Below are 16,267 nucleotides of genomic sequence, written 5' to 3' on the forward strand. Positions count from 1 at the left end.
ACTGGGAATGGAAAGGTTTTTCACTTGTCTTTTACAAGATACTTGCTATCGTCAGTATGAGAAAAAGAGGGCGTTTTTTGTTGGTTGCAGGGGATTTGTAATCCCCTGTTTTTTCCTCCCTCTCCTCTCCCTGCGTCCTTTCGGATTTAACTACGTTGATTGCTAATTGCAATCCGAAAGTTATTTTTATCCGGATTTCAAATCCTTACAATAATGTTTCGGGGTTGCAAACCCCGAAAGACGAAGTTTTCTTTCTTGTCATGCTGAACGATAGTGAGGCATCTCCTCTCTTTTTATTTGCTAACAACGTTAAGACACTTAGTTTTCTTCATCATCGAAAAAGAGGGTCTCTTTACCCTAAAAACTCCTGCAAAACATTCCCCATACAAGAGTGTATAACCCCAAGCAAACCTTCCTGCAAAATATTAAGCATAACCGTAAGCCTTATATATAAACATAAACAAAACATAAACTATAAAAGAAAACAGTAAAAGAAAAAGCCTGCCGCTTTTTGCACCTATCATTCAAAATTGAAGAGCTATTTTATTTTTTATTCATCCTTTGGCGAGTAGGGGCGATGCTTTGTGCTCGCCTGTATATGAACGGGCACGGACAAGCCACTGCCCCTACATCTATTTGCATTTTATTTTTTCAAAATTATCTCATAGTACGAACTCACAATTAACAACAAAATGAATACACCTATTTACGATTGCATGATCGACGAAAGTGCCGACGACCTGACGGGCATCTATGCCATTTCGTTTGTAGACTTTCCGGCAAACCAAGTCGATTTTATCGCACTCGACAAACAACAGGAACTGCACCTCAGCCGAGACACCGCAAAGCAAGTACTCACAGGCGTTGTGCTCAAACCCGGACAACTCATCTACCGCCATTCGCCCCAAACGGGTGACTATTACATCCGCTTTTCGGAGGAGCAGGTAGAGAAAATTGCCCGCAAGATGATGAAAACAGGCGTTGCCCTGCATAGCACCACTCATCAGCACCGGTCGCCCCTTACGGGCAACTACCTCACCGAACTGTGGATAGTAGAAGACCCCGAGAACGACAAATCGAAAGCACTCGGATTTAACGACCTGCCAAAAGGTACACTCATGTGCAGCTACAAGATAGAAGACAAAAACTATTGGGAAAAGGAAGTGATGAGCGGGCACGTAAAGGGATTTTCCCTCGAAGGCTTTTTCTCTCAGCAAGTTTCCCTATCCCGCATAAATAACAAAAGTATGAATAACAAAAAGAAAAAAGTAAAACAGACATTGCTTGGGCGCATTGCAAACATGCTGTTCGACATCGATGCCGTAGAAAAAGCAGATACCACTGCCAGCGGCACGGCCTATGTGGTCTTTGTTCTTGCCGACGGCAAAGAGGCGTACGTGGATGCCGATGGATTTGTGACGCTCGATGGCGAGCAGATGGCGGCGGGAGAACACAACCTGTCGAACGGAAACCTGCTGGTAGTAGACGAGAACGGACAATTTGTGGAAACACGAGAGCCTTCCGACGATAAAACCAACCCCGAGGATGCCAAAGCCAAACAAGCATTGCGAAGCAAGAAAAGAGGAGTAAGGCTGTCCGACTTTGACGGAAAAACGGCAGAAGCCCTCAAAGCCAAGATTGCCGAAATGCAGGCTACCATCGAACAGCTGTTGCAAGCTCTCGACGAAGCAAACGGAATGCTCGAAGATACCAAAACACAGGTGGAAGAAATGCGCCGCAAGACACCGTCGGCATATCCTGCCGTACAGCTTTCGGGCACAGGCAAGTCTCCCGCCGAGATGAGCACAGCCGAGCGGATGGCAGCGGCTCTTAACCAAACTATCAACAGAAGAAAATAACCCCCCTCTCTTTTGTCATGCTGAGAGAAACGAAGCATCTCGACCCTTTTGTGGAAAGAGATCCTTCTCTGCGATCAGGATGACAAATTGAGGCAAAATAAAAAACGACATATTAATTTAATAAATAAAATTATGGCAAACATTTACGACATTTCATCACTTACTTATCAACCGTCGTCTAACATGGATTGGTTTACAAAAGCCATCTTCGGCGGAAAGCTGATCGAAAAAGGAAAAATCACACCAGTCATCGGGGTGAAAGACGCTACACAACTCAACCTGATCGACCTCGAAGGGAATATCCTTCAGGCAGACTCACGCGATTGCTCGTGGACACCAAACCAGATCGCCAAACTGAGCGAAAAGGAACTGAAAGTAAAAACCTACAAAATCAATCTCGAGCAGTGCATCGACGACCTCGAGCGCAAACGCACCGTATGGATGCTTAGCCCGGGTGCCAAGAATCAGGAATTGCCCGCTACCCTCGAAGAGGCAACAATGACAATCCTTGCTTCGGAACTCAGCAGCGAGATCGAAACTAAGATATTCAAAGGCGACAGTTCGGCAGATGCAAACGACTTCGACGGAGCCGTAAAAGTATTGACCGACAGCACACAAGCTGTTAAGTTGACGGGTGTGGCACTAACAAAGGCAAACGTATTGGCAGAAGTAGAAAAGGTATTCGCTTCCATTCCCGAAGATGTAATGGCGATGGGCTTGGAAAACGGCTCGCTGAACATCTACGTTTCGTACTCGGCATATATGAAGGTTAAGATGGCGTTGGGCGGCATCTGGGGCGACAATGTAGTGGTTAGTCCAAACTTTGCGGTAGAGGGCGACACGGTGCGCTATATGGGCGTGGAGATTGTTCCTGTGAAAGGTCTGGACGATAACGATATGATAGCCGCCGATTCTAAAAACTTCCTTGTAGGTACAGACCTCGTTCGCGACTTGGAGGAAATCCGCTTAGGGCAGTTTGCTGCTCCGAACGATAATAAGATTTTCATCGACGGACGTTTGCGCCTTGGCTTTGCTATCCCTTTCGAAGACGAAGTCGTGTTTTATAGTCCAAGCAACTAATCGGCTGTTATATCTACCGACTTCTTGTTTGCTGTTCTGGTCCTTTTTTCGTGTTATGCTGAGGAAACCCACCGTCCTTTCGGATTTAACTACGTTACACTCCGTTGATTGCTAATTGCAATCCGAAAGTTAGTCTTATCCGGATTTTAAATCCTAATAATAAAGCTTTGGGGTTGCAAACCCCAAAGGACGAAGATAACAGAAAATATATCCAGTTTCGTGATTTTAGTGCGATTCATAACAAATAATTATAACAAACCAAAAGTAACAAATAAATCCCACCGTCCTTTTGGATTTATAATCCAAAAGCTATTCTTATCCAGATTTTAAAATCCTTATAGTATGAGTTTCGAGGTTGCAAACCCCGAAGAACGGAGAGGATAAGAACAGAGAACAAAAGAAGTCAAAAAAAGAAAAGCGACAGAAAATTAACGAATCAAAAAAAATAAAAATTATGTCTTGCAAATTAACATCAAATATTACAAAGAAAACATGTGTGTATTCCGTTGCCGGTATCAAGTCGGTTTATCTGATCAATCACGATTCGGCTAACGAATACGAATTCTCGTCCGAAGGAGAAATCAGCGCCATCACGCTCGCCGACAGTGCAAAAGCCTATAAGGTAGACTTTATAGACAATACGGCTTCTTTCTCCGACGAACTGGCACAGAATAGCAACGGCGGTAAATATCGTACGCACACCCTAAACTTCACTCTCAGCGAGTACGACTATACGATTCTTAATCAGGGTGATGCCCTCAGCCTTGGCAAGTTTACGGCTGTGGTGGTGGATAAGAGCAACCGTTCGGTGGTGCTGGGACGTATCAACGGGCTGAGCTCAACAGCGTTCAATTACGCTTCGGGTGCTGCTGAGGCTGATGCCAACGGCTGGACGGTGACAATGGCAGGAACAGAGATGGAGATCGGTCGCTTGCTCAAGGGGGAAGACGTGGTTACTGCCATTGTGGATAAGACAGTTGTAACTCCATAATCTGTTCTGCGATGTAGTTGTGATATTCGCCTCCTTGTTACCCTTTGCTCTGTCGTCCTTTCGGATTTATAATCCGAAAGTTAGTCTTATAAGGATTTAAAATCCTTATAGTAAAGCTTCGGGGTTGCAAACCCCGAAGGACGATAGGGGTTGCAATTAGCAATCAACGGAGTGTAACGTAGTTAAACCCCGAAGGACGATTGATAGAGGAGAAAACATCACATCATAAGTTTAAATAAAACATACTTGATAAAGCGGTATTCAGCTTTGATGGCGGTTGCCGCTTTGTCTCAAAAAACAGAATAATATGAGTTGCAGATTGGTGCAGAATATAAAACACACATGCGGATACAATTCGGGAGGTATAGCCGAGATTTACCTTTTGGATATAAAGGATTTTGCAGCATATTACTTCAAAGATGATGCCTTGTACGATTCTTGTTTTGTAGATCGCATCCTCAAAGACATAGACACCCCTTACACCATGCTGTCGGAAGTCGGCGAAAGCAATTTCACCGAAACAAACGATGGTGCATTGTACAGGCAGCAACTGACCACCTTTGTGAATACCCTCAAGTCTGACAAAACCAACAATCTGCTCAAAGCCCTTGGCAACAAGTATTTGGTGGCGTTTAGGAATATGCAGGGCAATATTTACTCCTTTGGTTCCGATGGTGGGGCTACGCTTTCCTTTTCGCAGGTGTCGGGGCAATTGGGCGAAACAGCGGGATACAGCATCACCCTATCCAAAGACTCTATCTATCCTCTCTTTGAGGTGAATGCCGAGAAGTTTAACAAAATATTTGCGTTGGGAACAGAGAGCAGGAGGGTGATAGTTACCGAAAACGGAAAGTTCGCAATATTGATATAATGCGATGATCTCTCTTGTTTTTCGGCTTTTGCCTTTCTTGTCATGCTGAGCGGAACGAAGCATCCGGTCCTTTTGGATTTACAATCCGAAAGTCATTTTTATTCGGATTTTAAATCCTGATGATAAAGCTTCGGGGTTGCAAACCCCGAAGGACGAGCGTATAAAAAGAGGAATAAAATAAATAGCATAAGAAAAGAGAATCGGAAGAACAAAGAAGATTTTAGAATAAAAACAAATCAAAAAAAATATGGCAGAAAACACTAAAATAGCAGCTATCCCCTTGTCGGAGCTTCCCGAAATCAAAGACCCGAGCGGTTTCTGGATATTCGGTTCGAAGAAAGATAGCAACGGTGCGCTCAGCTCGGGCAAGTACCTGTTCGAGAATCTGGCAGAATATGCCAAGCAGTTGCAGCTGGAGCGTCGCATGTCGATCAATATGGGGCTTGCCTCGCCCTACGAAATGTTTATAGGCGAGGAGATGACCATCTACCGGGTAGAAGCGATGAATGTATCCAAACTATGGATAGACGGCAAAGAAGTGCCTTTGGATAAAACCGTATCGGTGAAGATAAAGGCGAAGTCGCTGGTGGAATTTAAGGTCGATAAAATCGGTACAGAGCCTACCGGCTACTTATTTATTTACGCAAAAGCTACATTACCATGATATACGAAGTAAAGAAAGACGAGGTCGTGTTTGAGATCGATGATAATCTGCTGTTTGATAGTCAGCCGCAGACATTCAGGCGATTGTATAACGATCTGAAAGAAAATGACAGGGCAGACTTTGACAATTGTAATGTCCTTGTACTGGCTACAGGACGAGTGATAATAACCGAAAAAACAGAAGACGATGGGCAAGTATAATTTTAGAGATAAGTATGAAGGGCTGGATGAAAGTATCGATAATGTTGCTTTCTTTTCTGCGCTAAGTGCTACAGCCTACGATCAGAGAATCCGTTCGGTATACACAAGAACAAATCCGGCAAAGTCTCATGGCGTTGTAGATTTGAAGAGAAACTCGGGAGTGACCAAGAATGTCTTCTCCGGCGGTATTCATACCGGCTCTATTGTTACAGAGGCGAGTGCAAATAACAACTATTTGCATATGGTAGGTAGCGGCATGGATAGCACGATATGGAATAAAAGTGTAAATGCTTATGGAGAAGGCTCTTCTTGGCAAAACAGTCTCTACTTCTATAACATGACTGTAAATCAGATATCGCAGTCTATATATCGTACCGGGTATACATTTGTAAGATGTGCTATCTATTCAGACCTTTTGGGGACAAAGCATAGTTGTAAGCTCTATGCCAAGACACATACCAACGGGGGAAACTCATTCATAAATGTACCCGATAGCGTGTTATCGAATACCAATCTGGATTTGTACGACAACAGCAAGGTAACCATCTTGAGTTCTCATGTATCCAACTACAGGAATAATTTTGTGGCATTCAACGATTGCGAATTCAAGATCGGAGCAGAAACCGAGTATAAGGCACTGAAAGGTAACACGGAAGAGGAGCTGAGAGCTGATTTTGTAGGCCGCTGTGAGGCGCAATCTATTGCCGTGGCCAATGTGACAGACATGGGCGAAACGATGAAGCAAGGCAAATGGATTTTCTCTAAAAACTCGTGTGTAGACGGTCTTGTGAAAAAAGATTCTGCGTTGCACAATTACGAAAAAAGGCATTTGGTATATTTCGGTTATTCCTTCGACAGGAGTGACGCTATCGGTATCACATCCGACAAAAGCAAGCCGGCAAGCTTTTCGCCTGCCTATGGCAATAGCTCGCTTACCATAACAGACGGCTCTATAGCATTGGCTTCCAATATCGACGTTTCGCAGGCTGTAGCGGGGGAGTGTGCTACAAATATAATTTGGCTGGGAGGTAAATATCAGCTCAATAAGTTGAATATTATAAACAATCTTCCTGTAGATCAAGGTGTATTGATCGACAGCACGCTATCACTTTCGTCTGTTGAGGTCAATAAAGACGGAGGTGTTGTACCTTACAGCAATGGTGTGCATCGTGCCTACATTGTTCGTTCGAAGGATGATCAGGAGGCAAAGGTGAAATACAACGGAGTGACGTATAGTTCGGCTATAATTTCCCGCAACAATATTTTTAACGGAGTGGCAGGTGTCACCTCGTTTGTGCCCGAAACGTCTAACGCCATCGTGTATGAGGTGCTGGATAAGGTGCTGCACCCTACCGTTCAGATGCGTATTGTAAACAAGATACCTTCGGGTGCAATTGCTTCGGGAAGCCTGCAAGCCGGCTATTGGTATTTTGTAGAGCCCAAATTGGTGAGCGACGCTTCGGGGAGTCTGACATACAATGGAATAACCTATCCGGCATATTCTTCGTTTGTCGCAGAGGCGGGAAAATCTACTTTTTCGCTCACAGGCAATGTGCAGCTTCGAAGATGCTGGAAAGACCTCTATAACGAGAATGATTCTGATACTACGGATAAAGCTTTTTGGCAGAATGAGCAAAAGCCCAAATGGTTTGATGTATTGCCCAACGACCTGCGTTGCCTTATGAGCCTCAACAATGCGCAGCAGGCTGAAATGCAGCGAGACAAGGCTGGCAATTACATTGCATCGGGACATCCCGACTTCTACAACTCGGTGCTGGCAATGAGTGGTAACCCCGGCGAATTGGCTTTTCCTATCAAAGGGGCATTTATGCAATTGAGATTGAAAATAACCACACAAAACCCGATATAATATGGCAGACTTGAACAATAGGGACGTAGAGACAATGTCTCTGCAAAACAGTAAGATCAGTTTGATATTGATCGAAAAATCAGAAACAGGCGAGAAGAGCCGTAGTAAAGTGGAGGCGGTATTTATTAATAAATCGCCCGCCGGACTCAACTACGGTACATTCTTGTAACCTTGCTGCAGGGTATATCAAAAATAAGAACCCTCGCTACAGGGGATTTGCAATCCCCTGTTTCGTGAATCTTCGGGATTACAAATCCCGAAGGACAGCGGAGAACGGGATTACAAATCCCGAAGGACGGGAGGGACGAGCGAAAACAATCCGACATTTTTTATTCATCACAAAAGCAACAAACAAATAAATAAAAAATAACTTATGACATACACCGATAATTTTTTAGTAGGGCTTCTCGATTTCTTTATCTGGGCTAAATGGCTCTTGATCTTGGCGCTCACACTAACGCTTGCCGACCTGAGGTTTGGAATAGCCGCCGCCAAAGCAAGAAAAGAAGACGTGAAGAAATCGAAGGCGGTGCGCCGTACAATCGACAAGATTACCAGCTATATCATCTGGGTTATACTGGCGTACACCTTCGGACAGGCATTTGCCTTGCCCTTTGGCGTGGAATTGCTCCCTATGCTCATGCTTGTGATTATCTACGGCGTGGAATTGGAAAGCATTTATGTGAATTACTTTGCATCGAGAGGTAAAAACGTGAAGGTGAATATTCTAAAGTTTTTTGGAAAGAAAACCGATATGATAGAAGTAGAAGACGAAAAGAAAAATGAAGACAAAGATGGCAAAGGTTGAACTGCTTATTCCATTTATCCTCCGATGGGAAGGTGGCTTTGTAGACGATCCCGACGATAGGGGCGGAGCCACCAATAAGGGGATAACGATAGCTACCTATAGGTTCTACCGCCGCCAGCGAGGATACGCCACAACTACCGTTGCCGACCTGAAGAACATTTCGGACGCAGAATGGGCGGATGTACTCAAAAGCCTCTATTGGGACAAGTGGCAGGCGGATAAGATCGTCAATCAGAGCATAGCCAATATCCTTGTCGACTGGGTATGGGCTTCGGGCAGTTATGGCATCAAGTTGCCGCAAAAGATGTTGGGCGTTACTGCCGATGGCATTGTGGGCAATCAGACGCTGGCTGCTGTGAATAGCTATACACCTCCCTGTGAACTTTTCGAAAAAATCCGTCAGGAGCGTATCTCTTTTGTGAATAGGATTGTGGCGGCACGTCCTGCCAACCGAAAGTTTAGGAGAGGGTGGTTGAACAGGATTAACGATTTAAAATTTGAAGAATGATTCTAAAATCTGTACTGCGATATGCAGCCGGCTTGTCGGTTTGTTTGCTGCTTGTGATACTGGCGTCTTGCAAAGCCAAAACGGTGTATGTGCCTGTAGAAAGCCTCAGGGTTGAATATCGGGACAAGCTGTTGCGTGACTCGGTTCACCTCTACGACTCGGTATTGGTAAAGATGAAAGGCGATACCGTGTGGCTCGAGAAGTACAAATATCTCTACCGCGATAAGGTGGTAAGGGATTCTGTATTCAAAACCGATAGCATAGCCGTCCCCTATCCGGTGGTAGAGGTGCAGGTGCAGGAGGTCAACCGATTGACTTCTTTCCAATCTTTTCAGATCTGGTGCGGCAGGATTTTATTGGTGTTTTTGCTCGGATATTTTGTAATGCGGAAGTTTAAGGTAAGCGGTTGAAATTTTTTTACAAAAATTATAATATTTTATTGCGTATACAATACGTTACATATTAATGGTTTACTCTGTTTATGCCCTCTGCGAGAGGATTGTATGTGCGTTTTTTTGTAAATTAATTTTTCTAATGTGTAAAATTGACTATCTTTGTGGAAACATTACAAATACAACAATAATAAGTTATTTAAATAATCTCATACGAAATGTCAAAAAAGCAAAATGATTTTATAAGTCTTGTTCTTTTTGAGAAAAAAATATAAAGTTTTATTAATCTGTTTTTTTATTAAAAAATATAGGTTTTCGTATTTTTTAATATATTAAGTAGTTTGTAAAGTTTGTGTAAGTGAAAGGTCTACAAAGTGATTTTGTGGACCTTTCTTAATAAATAAGAATGATCTTAAGGATTAGGATTTTTGAATGGATGAGGCTTGTGTTGGGTGTACAGCCTCTTCGGATTTATATAAAGACAAATTTTTATCATGTTTAGAGAGATACAGAATTTAATATTTTACAATATCTATCAGCATATTCCTTTAAGTCACGGTTATACGTTCCAAAGTTTTTTACAATCATGTCAAATATCAAGAAGCTGCGCTTTTTGATCAGAATATCCGGCTCATTGATCGCATATCGCCCGGTGTCGATGTCCTCGGTGTGCTCAATGGAGATATAAAATTTAGACATAATCATATACATAAAAGGAAAGGTGATATCAATGAATTCTATTGCAAATCTAATGATAAGATGAGTCCTTTTTTATCATTTTTTGTGCGATATGACTTTTTGTACCGATATGCTGATAATAATATTTTTTATATCAGTTGTTTAACCCTCTTCTGTAGGGGGCTTTATATGACTTTTTTGAAGAATGTTTATGGGGGTTTTTGTCGTTTTCTTGCACAAGAATAGCCTTCCGGCAGTAGTAATCTTAACGTGTAAGCTCGAAAAAACACCTAAAAAGCAATCTTTCCCTTTGCTTTAGATGTAGAGGGGATGGCGATATAAGGCTACGTTTATTGTAAAGTTTTCTGTTCTTGTTCTTACTCCGAAAATAGATAAGCCTGCGAACTGGCAACTTGTAAGAAGTAGATGAAAATAAAGCCTAAAACCGAGAGCAATACAGCGATACCTACAAAGCCGGCAACATAGAGGAATCTTCCTACGCCCGTTTTGTTCGATTTGATGTAATCCCAGTCGTCTAGCAATAGTTTAATGTTTTTCCATCCTGCAAAAAGAAAGAAAACTGCAAATATCAGAAGCGATACGATAAATAGATAGTGGATTGTGTTCATTCTGCGTGATTTATGGTTTGTTTTTTTCTTAACATACTTACTGCCATGTGAATTACTTATATTGTATACTACATTTATTCCTTTGTTTATCAAGCAATAATATTAATCTAGGCTTTAATTTTAATGTCAATCCTTTATTTCACAATAATTTACCTCTTTCTGCACATTTAAGGCACAAGATTCTAATGAATTATCGTCAGAAATATTGATTTGTATTGTCCGAACTCCTTTCAATTCATGTCGAAAATGAGGTCTTGAGCGTTTTGTGTTGCCTGATAATATGCTATTTATGATCAAATATACATCTAATTCTGTAACAGAATTATAATTTTGATATTTATTTTTGTGTTAATAGAAAAATAATTTTTTAGCATAATTTTACACTCATAAAAAAGTCATATTTTGGGTTGTAGGGTGCATGTCTAAGTGTCTTCTTTTTAATGTGTTGATGTTTGTTTTAACACATAAAAAGTCATATTTCGGCATTCCCCTATTTTATAATATTTATTTATTGTTATATTGGCATGTCTTTATAGTTGAGTTTTAGAAAACTCCCCATATTTTATGATTCTTTCCTTTCTTTCACTCTTCGTTCTTGGAGGTTTGCAACCTCGAAGTTTTATTGTAGGATTTAAAATCCGGATAAAATAACTTTCGGATTGCAATTAGCAATCAACGTAGTTAAATCCGAAAGGATGGTGTCCTATAGGTAGGGGCAGTGGCTTGTCCCTGCCCGTTTCTATCGGGGCGACCACAAGGGTTCGCCCCTACGTCTCTTCGTTCTTCGTGGTTTGCAACCCCGAAAGGATGGTGTCCTATAGGTAGGGGCAGTGGCTTGTCCCTGCCCGTTTGTATCCGGGCGACCTCAAGGGATCGCCCCTACTGGTCTAATATCCCCCTCTTCTGCTGCTCGAAAAGCTACATCATATTCGATACCCTTTGTATAATATTGAACATCTGTCGTATATCGTTGAAACTCAACTCGAAGTCTGAATACTCGGGCGAGGTGTTCAGCGAATGGCAGGTGATTGTCCCTTTCTCTATGTCCTGATTTATGATCTGTTTGCAGAGGATGGTGTTGTCGAGCACAATTATCCAGTTGGGATACTCATTCGTATGCAACTTGTCTCTCCAGTGTTCCGATCCCAGTTCACGCCCCAGCACGATGTCGCCGTTTGCGAGGCTTTTGCGTGTATCGTCGTCCATACTATCGCCCTTTATCTCAAAGGCCATGTATTTTCCGTGCCCTATCTGGTCTACAATAAAATTGTACTCGTCGAGCGAACCGCTAAATTCGGCATCACGATAGTCGTCTATGTACTTGGCATAGGCTTTTATCGGTACAAAGGGAACCCGCATCAGGTATTTTCCGTTTGCCAACTCAAAATATTTCACCCCCGCCTTTGTTATCAGGTATGGCTCTTCCTTGTCGGCGTCGGCTTTCATCATCGGTCCTTCTTCGGTGAGTAGCCAGCTTGCATTTATCTGCGGTAGGCGGGCAAGTATTTTCTCTATCACTTCTAGTCCGATCTTTCGGTTTCCGCTTATCCAGTTGCTTGTTGTATTTGGTTTTTCGTCTATCGATCTGGCGAATTCGATGTTAGACCCTTTAAACAAATCTTCCCTTATTTTCTTTATTCTCTCATGTATTTCCATTGTTCACTAATCTGTGTATTGTTAAATGGGCGTGTAATGTGATTATTTTGCTTTTCCTTCTTATTTTCTTTCTTCTTAAGTCTTTACTAGAAAATGATTACTGTGCTATCTTGTTCATTCTCTAGGGTGTATTGCCTTCTCAATAATAGTTAACTATAATTAACTATAATATTCACATATCCGTGTATTGTATATTCACAAATATGTGTATATTTGTATTGAAAGTATTATTTACTATCAAATTAAAGAAAATAAATACAATCTGGCAATTAAAACGAAAGAAAAATGGGAGCACTGAAAATTGACTGCTATTGCAATGAAAAACAGATGGCAAGCTTAGTGAAAGCCGTTACCGGCCATTTGTATGAATCCGACAGGTCGGAAATATCCGATTTCGACGATGTGATCTGTGGTGTACGGGTGTGTGTGGAGTTTGAAACATTCATGGATGCCGTACAGCTCAAAACCTCTGAAGTACTCGACAGCGACTGGGATTTGCTCTACGAAGACTCGGCTGTGCTGACCTCACGCCTGCGAGCTATTGTAGATGAATACAACCGCAACGAGAGTGAAGCATGTGAGCAATCGCGGGATATACTTTCCGACAGATACACAAGCTGATGAGAGTGCAATGTGTGCCTCTCCCAAAAGAACGAACCCAACACCTGCTGTAAAATAATTAATCGTTTGTATGAACTACATTGAACTCATAAATCTATTTTGGCAAATCCGCCGTAGGGTGCGGTTGAGCTCCAGCGAGGCTGATCTGTATTACTTCCTGATGCAGGAGTCGAACGCTCGCCAGTGGGAAAACCCTTTTGAGTGTACCAATGGCATTATCTGCGCTACTATCGGCTTTAGCGAAAAGACCATGATAGATGCACGCAACAGGCTGAAGGAGAAGGGGCTGATAGACTTTGAGGCAGGACAGCGCAGACTGCGTTCGCCCGTATATACGCTGTTGTACAACAAGAAAGCGAGCAAGCCGACAAGTAAGAAGCACGTAAAACCCGAAGGGGAAGGGTTGCCCTTTGCCGGAGATGAGAGTAGTGCAAAATCTACCTTTGTAGTGCCCACCTTCGACGAGGTGAAGGCTTACTGCACGCAAAGGGGCAACAGGGTAGATGCCCGCAAGTTTATAGACTTCTATACAGCCAAAAACTGGATGATAGGGCGCAGCAAAATGAAGAACTGGCAGGCTGCCGTCCGCACGTGGGAAAAATCGGAGGCTTACAAGCATCCTGCTGCCGAGTGTAAACAACAAAAAAGCTTAGGAGATGAACGATTTTAATGAGATATGCAGCCGAATGAAAGAGCACGATATGCCTGTGCCTCACAGCCAAGTGATGGTGCGTGTGCCCGAAGCTCGCACGGTGCTCTATCACTATATGAAAGACTGCCTGGCGCAGAAAAGGAGCGAACTGCATTGGCTGCCCGAGTACGAAGAGGTGGCAGACTGGCTGGCAGACAATCGGGGGAGGGGGCTTTTTCTGTATGGCGACTATGGCCGTGGCAAAACGGTGCTGGGCTATCATGTGCTGCCCGCTATCTTGCTGAAGTATATGAACAAGGTGGTGAATGTATACGATGCTCAGAAGATGAACAGCGATATAGACAAGCTGCTGAGGAAGCATGTTATAAGCCTCGACGATATTGGTACGGAAGATACTTTGGTAAGCTATGGCAACCGCCGCCTAGCCTTTGCCGAAGTGATGGATGCCGCCGAAAAATATCGAAAGCTGGTTATCGTATCCACCAATCTCAACGGCGATCAGATTGTGGCTCGTTACGGTCAGCGGGTGATGGAGCGCATTATTTCGGTTACCCGCCGCATCGAATTTAAGGGGCAGAGCCAAAGACGCTGATTAACAAATGATTTGTGGTAATTAACAATTGTCGGGATTTTCGTCTCGATGGGCATCGCCTGCTCTCTTTTGTACGGTGGTCTTTATCTCAAATGTGTATTCAACGTATTTATAATCAATTATTAACCATTTTTTATCTAATTATATTATGCTATTATTCAACGTAAGCAAAGGCAACAAAGGGAAAAAGTATTTCAGTAAAAAACGTGATATGTCGGATGTCGTTTTTGCCGAAAAGGCAGAAGCTTTCAACCGTTGGTTTGCCGACAATAATAAAAAGCTGACTCAATATCTTGAGGTACGCCGTTCGTACAACAGTGATGTTTTTAACGACAGCTACCTGAAAATGTATGAGAACATTCTCTTCTCGGGAAACAAAATCGAGAATTATATGCACTATTTTATCCGTTCGTATTATACCAATCTGATGGCGGAGGGCATTAAGCAAAACAGATATTGCGAGCTGTTGCCCAACTACGACAAGTCGGATGTAGATAACGGCTATTTTCGTGAAATAGAAGCCAAGCAAAGCAAGTTGGAGTCGGATATAATGCAATATGTGTATGATAATTACGATATTCGAGATTTTGAGCTGTTTAAGATGTATATCTCGCTCAAGCCTGCGATAAATTATACTTCGCTATCCGAAATTACAGGGGTTAAGGCGCATAATATACAGCGGGCTATCTCACGTATCAAGAAAGGTGTACTTGCCAATAAGGAGTTTGCTGAAAGGCGTAGAGAGTTGGTGTAGATGTTTTTACAAGTTATATATTCTTACCGGCATAAAAAAATGTTCTGTCTTGTATTGCAAGACAGAACATAAGAGTATAAGGTTGGGAAGTCCTGATTTTTTGCGTAAAAAAACGATTTTATATTCCTTTGTAAGGATATAATAATGAGATGTAAAGTTTGCGGTGCTTATTTATAATTCTTCTATCAGTAAATAACTACCTATCGAGCTCATGTATTTGGCATTCAGAGGGGTGGATGCCGCCATGCGTGTCGTTCGGTCGTTTATCGGTCCGTTAGCTATCATTCTTATCAATGAGCCTTCTTTTCCGGTGTGTAGTATACATATTGGGTTTGTAACACCTCCATCGTGATAAGCTTCTGTAGAGGATTCTGAATATCCCCATGTAGATATTGGTAGCGATTCTACAGTCGGTTTGCCATCTTTTATAAGGTAAAACCGGCTGGCTATATAGGTTGGTTGGCCGTCGTTGTTGACGGAGTTGTTGTAAATGCCTACATAGCCCGTTATCTTGAAGTCTTTGAGTGGAGGTAGATATATATCTGTGTTGTTTATAATTTTTATGTCATCTGTATTAATTCCTTTTATCGAATCCCATACAACATCTGTTGTCACAGGATTTGTTGAATTATTCGTTCTGGGCAAGATGGTCTGTATGCTGTGTTTGACAACAACAGCCAGCGTCTTTTCCACAACCGATATTTTGGTTCTTAGGGATATCCATTGGTATATAGAGTCGCTTAGCTGCCATGTGTATATGCCTCGTCCGGTTGAAAACTTAGGGTTGGTGTTGTATACCGTTAGGCCTTCGTTTATAGTGTCTTGTGCGATGTTGTATCCATCTGCGAACATTGGAAACAACTTGTCTGCCTTTGATAAAAATACCCTCGGAAAACCAAACCCTTTGGTGGCATTCGTGCCCCTCGAATCGTTTTCTTTCAGTTGCAGGATGGAACCATAAACCGGTTCGCTCGCACACCCGATAGTTACCTGCGCTTTTGAGAAAACGCTGATATTGATGAGTAATAATAAAATTATATATTTAGTCATAATGATTTATTGTATGATAAGTAGTTTGAACTGCTCTCACAGTAGCCTACTTTAATTTATGATTGTCCTTGTCCTTAAATTCGTGACAAAGTTAGCATATAAAAAGGGAATAAAATAATTTATCTCTTAATATGAGGTGTTTAGCAATGTTTTGTGTGTTGTTCTTACCCCGTCAAGAGGCTCTGTAAAAGCAGACATGGTGTATTAAGTACGTTATCTGTAATATGTTATATGTTTATAGTTAAAATATACAATAACCTCTATCTATTAGTTATTGAAAAAAGCAATATGGTTGTTTTTCGCACAATTTTCCTTGATAGTTTCTCTTAGGAGGAATAAAAGACTATCTGATAAATGTTTGAGGGGAATTTTTATTGTCCTGTATATTGCTC

At 42.2% G+C, this 16,267-nt stretch carries 19 protein-coding genes; 15 read left to right on the forward strand and 4 right to left on the reverse strand.

Translation table 11 applies throughout. The features are described from left to right. Positions 1-692: 692 nt before the first annotated feature. The 11 genes from HMPREF9456_RS16035 to HMPREF9456_RS16080 all read left to right on the forward strand — a co-directional run bounded on the left by HMPREF9456_RS16035 (position 693) and on the right by HMPREF9456_RS16080 (position 9,261). Positions 693-1,859 (forward strand): XkdF-like putative serine protease domain-containing protein, encoded by a 1,167-nt coding sequence (locus HMPREF9456_RS16035; RefSeq protein ID WP_006844618.1) that lies wholly within the window; start codon positions 693-695, stop codon positions 1,857-1,859. Between the two features lie 132 nt (positions 1,860-1,991). Beyond that, entirely contained in the window at positions 1,992-2,939 is a 948-nt protein-coding gene (locus HMPREF9456_RS16040) for a hypothetical protein (protein ID WP_006844619.1), read from the forward strand. Positions 2,940-3,393: 454 nt separating this feature from the next. Then, entirely contained in the window at positions 3,394-3,930 is a 537-nt protein-coding gene (locus HMPREF9456_RS16045) for a hypothetical protein (RefSeq protein WP_006844620.1), read from the forward strand. A 307-nt stretch (positions 3,931-4,237) separates the two neighbouring features. Then, positions 4,238-4,801, forward strand: coding sequence for a hypothetical protein (locus HMPREF9456_RS16050; protein ID WP_006844621.1), 564 nt, complete (start codon positions 4,238-4,240; stop codon positions 4,799-4,801). 247 nt (positions 4,802-5,048) lie between these two features. Beyond that, positions 5,049-5,465, forward strand: coding sequence for a hypothetical protein (locus HMPREF9456_RS16055; protein ID WP_006844622.1), 417 nt, complete (start codon positions 5,049-5,051; stop codon positions 5,463-5,465). Then, a complete protein-coding gene (locus tag HMPREF9456_RS16060; protein WP_006844623.1) occupies positions 5,462-5,665 on the forward strand; it encodes a cupredoxin domain-containing protein in 204 nt (67 codons plus the stop codon). The genes HMPREF9456_RS16055 and HMPREF9456_RS16060 overlap by 4 nt, the downstream gene beginning before the upstream one ends. Then, on the forward strand, positions 5,652-7,535 hold the full coding sequence (locus HMPREF9456_RS16065) for a hypothetical protein (RefSeq protein ID WP_006844624.1): 1,884 nt from the start codon (positions 5,652-5,654) through the stop codon (positions 7,533-7,535). The genes HMPREF9456_RS16060 and HMPREF9456_RS16065 overlap by 14 nt, the downstream gene beginning before the upstream one ends. A gap of 1 nt (position 7,536) precedes the next feature. Continuing rightward, positions 7,537-7,704, forward strand: coding sequence for a hypothetical protein (locus tag HMPREF9456_RS17435; protein ID WP_006844625.1), 168 nt, complete (start codon positions 7,537-7,539; stop codon positions 7,702-7,704). A gap of 204 nt (positions 7,705-7,908) precedes the next feature. Further along, complete coding sequence (locus HMPREF9456_RS16070; RefSeq protein ID WP_006844626.1) at positions 7,909-8,343, forward strand: phage holin family protein; 435 nt, start codon at positions 7,909-7,911, stop codon at positions 8,341-8,343. Continuing rightward, positions 8,330-8,851 (forward strand): glycoside hydrolase family 108 protein, encoded by a 522-nt coding sequence (locus HMPREF9456_RS16075; protein ID WP_006844627.1) that lies wholly within the window; start codon positions 8,330-8,332, stop codon positions 8,849-8,851. Before HMPREF9456_RS16070 ends, HMPREF9456_RS16075 begins: the two co-directional genes overlap by 14 nt. Further along, the gene (locus tag HMPREF9456_RS16080; RefSeq protein ID WP_006844628.1) at positions 8,848-9,261 is read left to right on the forward strand and encodes a hypothetical protein; all 414 of its coding nucleotides are present in this window, start codon (positions 8,848-8,850) and stop codon (positions 9,259-9,261) included. The genes HMPREF9456_RS16075 and HMPREF9456_RS16080 overlap by 4 nt, the downstream gene beginning before the upstream one ends. A 480-nt stretch (positions 9,262-9,741) precedes the next feature. Here the strand turns inward: HMPREF9456_RS16080 and HMPREF9456_RS16085 are convergent, their stop codons facing one another. From HMPREF9456_RS16085 to HMPREF9456_RS16095, 3 genes are all read right to left on the reverse strand, one after another. Beyond that, entirely contained in the window at positions 9,742-9,942 is a 201-nt protein-coding gene (locus tag HMPREF9456_RS16085) for a hypothetical protein (protein ID WP_245531042.1), read from the reverse strand. A gap of 356 nt (positions 9,943-10,298) precedes the next feature. After that, positions 10,299-10,550 carry a hypothetical protein gene (locus tag HMPREF9456_RS16090; RefSeq protein WP_006844630.1) on the reverse strand — a complete coding sequence of 84 codons (252 nt, stop codon included), beginning with the start codon at positions 10,548-10,550 and terminating at the stop codon, positions 10,299-10,301. Positions 10,551-11,468: 918 nt separating this feature from the next. After that, positions 11,469-12,206, reverse strand: a complete 738-nt coding sequence (locus HMPREF9456_RS16095) for a LexA family transcriptional regulator (RefSeq protein WP_006844631.1) — start codon at positions 12,204-12,206, stop codon at positions 11,469-11,471. Positions 12,207-12,491: 285 nt separating this feature from the next. Here HMPREF9456_RS16095 and HMPREF9456_RS16100 point away from each other — a divergent pair, with 285 nt between their 5' ends. The 4 genes from HMPREF9456_RS16100 to HMPREF9456_RS16115 all read left to right on the forward strand — a co-directional run bounded on the left by HMPREF9456_RS16100 (position 12,492) and on the right by HMPREF9456_RS16115 (position 14,825). Beyond that, positions 12,492-12,827, forward strand: a complete 336-nt coding sequence (locus tag HMPREF9456_RS16100) for a hypothetical protein (protein ID WP_006844632.1) — start codon at positions 12,492-12,494, stop codon at positions 12,825-12,827. A gap of 70 nt (positions 12,828-12,897) precedes the next feature. After that, positions 12,898-13,497 carry a helix-turn-helix domain-containing protein gene (locus tag HMPREF9456_RS16105; RefSeq protein WP_006844633.1) on the forward strand — a complete coding sequence of 200 codons (600 nt, stop codon included), beginning with the start codon at positions 12,898-12,900 and terminating at the stop codon, positions 13,495-13,497. Then, on the forward strand, positions 13,484-14,071 hold the full coding sequence (locus HMPREF9456_RS16110; RefSeq protein ID WP_006844634.1) for a P-loop NTPase family protein: 588 nt from the start codon (positions 13,484-13,486) through the stop codon (positions 14,069-14,071). Before HMPREF9456_RS16105 ends, HMPREF9456_RS16110 begins: the two co-directional genes overlap by 14 nt. 148 nt (positions 14,072-14,219) lie before the next feature. Continuing rightward, a complete protein-coding gene (locus HMPREF9456_RS16115; protein ID WP_006844635.1) occupies positions 14,220-14,825 on the forward strand; it encodes a hypothetical protein in 606 nt (201 codons plus the stop codon). A 171-nt stretch (positions 14,826-14,996) separates the two neighbouring features. Here the strand turns inward: HMPREF9456_RS16115 and HMPREF9456_RS16120 are convergent, their stop codons facing one another. After that, the gene (locus HMPREF9456_RS16120; RefSeq protein ID WP_006844636.1) at positions 14,997-15,875 is read right to left on the reverse strand and encodes a hypothetical protein; all 879 of its coding nucleotides are present in this window, start codon (positions 15,873-15,875) and stop codon (positions 14,997-14,999) included. Positions 15,876-16,267: the final 392 nt, after the last annotated feature.

This window comes from Dysgonomonas mossii DSM 22836, from assembly GCF_000213575.1.
In the GTDB taxonomy this organism is placed as follows: Bacteria; Bacteroidota; Bacteroidia; order Bacteroidales; family Dysgonomonadaceae; genus Dysgonomonas; species Dysgonomonas mossii.

Bases quoted from the DNA above. Each gene is read 5' to 3' on its own strand.
- HMPREF9456_RS16035 (WP_006844618.1), top strand. From the start codon at position 693: ATGAATACACCTATTTACGATTGCATGATCGACGAAAGTGCCGACGAC.
- HMPREF9456_RS16040 (WP_006844619.1), top strand. From the start codon at position 1,992: ATGGCAAACATTTACGACATTTCATCACTTACTTATCAACCGTCGTCT.
- HMPREF9456_RS16045 (WP_006844620.1), top strand. From the start codon at position 3,394: ATGTCTTGCAAATTAACATCAAATATTACAAAGAAAACATGTGTGTAT.
- HMPREF9456_RS16050 (WP_006844621.1), top strand. From the start codon at position 4,238: ATGAGTTGCAGATTGGTGCAGAATATAAAACACACATGCGGATACAAT.
- HMPREF9456_RS16055 (WP_006844622.1), top strand. From the start codon at position 5,049: ATGGCAGAAAACACTAAAATAGCAGCTATCCCCTTGTCGGAGCTTCCC.
- HMPREF9456_RS16060 (WP_006844623.1), top strand. From the start codon at position 5,462: ATGATATACGAAGTAAAGAAAGACGAGGTCGTGTTTGAGATCGATGAT.
- HMPREF9456_RS16065 (WP_006844624.1), top strand. From the start codon at position 5,652: ATGGGCAAGTATAATTTTAGAGATAAGTATGAAGGGCTGGATGAAAGT.
- HMPREF9456_RS17435 (WP_006844625.1), top strand. From the start codon at position 7,537: ATGGCAGACTTGAACAATAGGGACGTAGAGACAATGTCTCTGCAAAAC.
- HMPREF9456_RS16070 (WP_006844626.1), top strand. From the start codon at position 7,909: ATGACATACACCGATAATTTTTTAGTAGGGCTTCTCGATTTCTTTATC.
- HMPREF9456_RS16075 (WP_006844627.1), top strand. From the start codon at position 8,330: ATGGCAAAGGTTGAACTGCTTATTCCATTTATCCTCCGATGGGAAGGT.
- HMPREF9456_RS16080 (WP_006844628.1), top strand. From the start codon at position 8,848: ATGATTCTAAAATCTGTACTGCGATATGCAGCCGGCTTGTCGGTTTGT.
- HMPREF9456_RS16085 (WP_245531042.1), bottom strand. From the start codon at position 9,942: ATGTCTAAATTTTATATCTCCATTGAGCACACCGAGGACATCGACACC.
- HMPREF9456_RS16090 (WP_006844630.1), bottom strand. From the start codon at position 10,550: ATGAACACAATCCACTATCTATTTATCGTATCGCTTCTGATATTTGCA.
- HMPREF9456_RS16095 (WP_006844631.1), bottom strand. From the start codon at position 12,206: ATGGAAATACATGAGAGAATAAAGAAAATAAGGGAAGATTTGTTTAAA.
- HMPREF9456_RS16100 (WP_006844632.1), top strand. From the start codon at position 12,492: ATGGGAGCACTGAAAATTGACTGCTATTGCAATGAAAAACAGATGGCA.
- HMPREF9456_RS16105 (WP_006844633.1), top strand. From the start codon at position 12,898: ATGAACTACATTGAACTCATAAATCTATTTTGGCAAATCCGCCGTAGG.
- HMPREF9456_RS16110 (WP_006844634.1), top strand. From the start codon at position 13,484: ATGAACGATTTTAATGAGATATGCAGCCGAATGAAAGAGCACGATATG.
- HMPREF9456_RS16115 (WP_006844635.1), top strand. From the start codon at position 14,220: ATGCTATTATTCAACGTAAGCAAAGGCAACAAAGGGAAAAAGTATTTC.
- HMPREF9456_RS16120 (WP_006844636.1), bottom strand. From the start codon at position 15,875: ATGACTAAATATATAATTTTATTATTACTCATCAATATCAGCGTTTTC.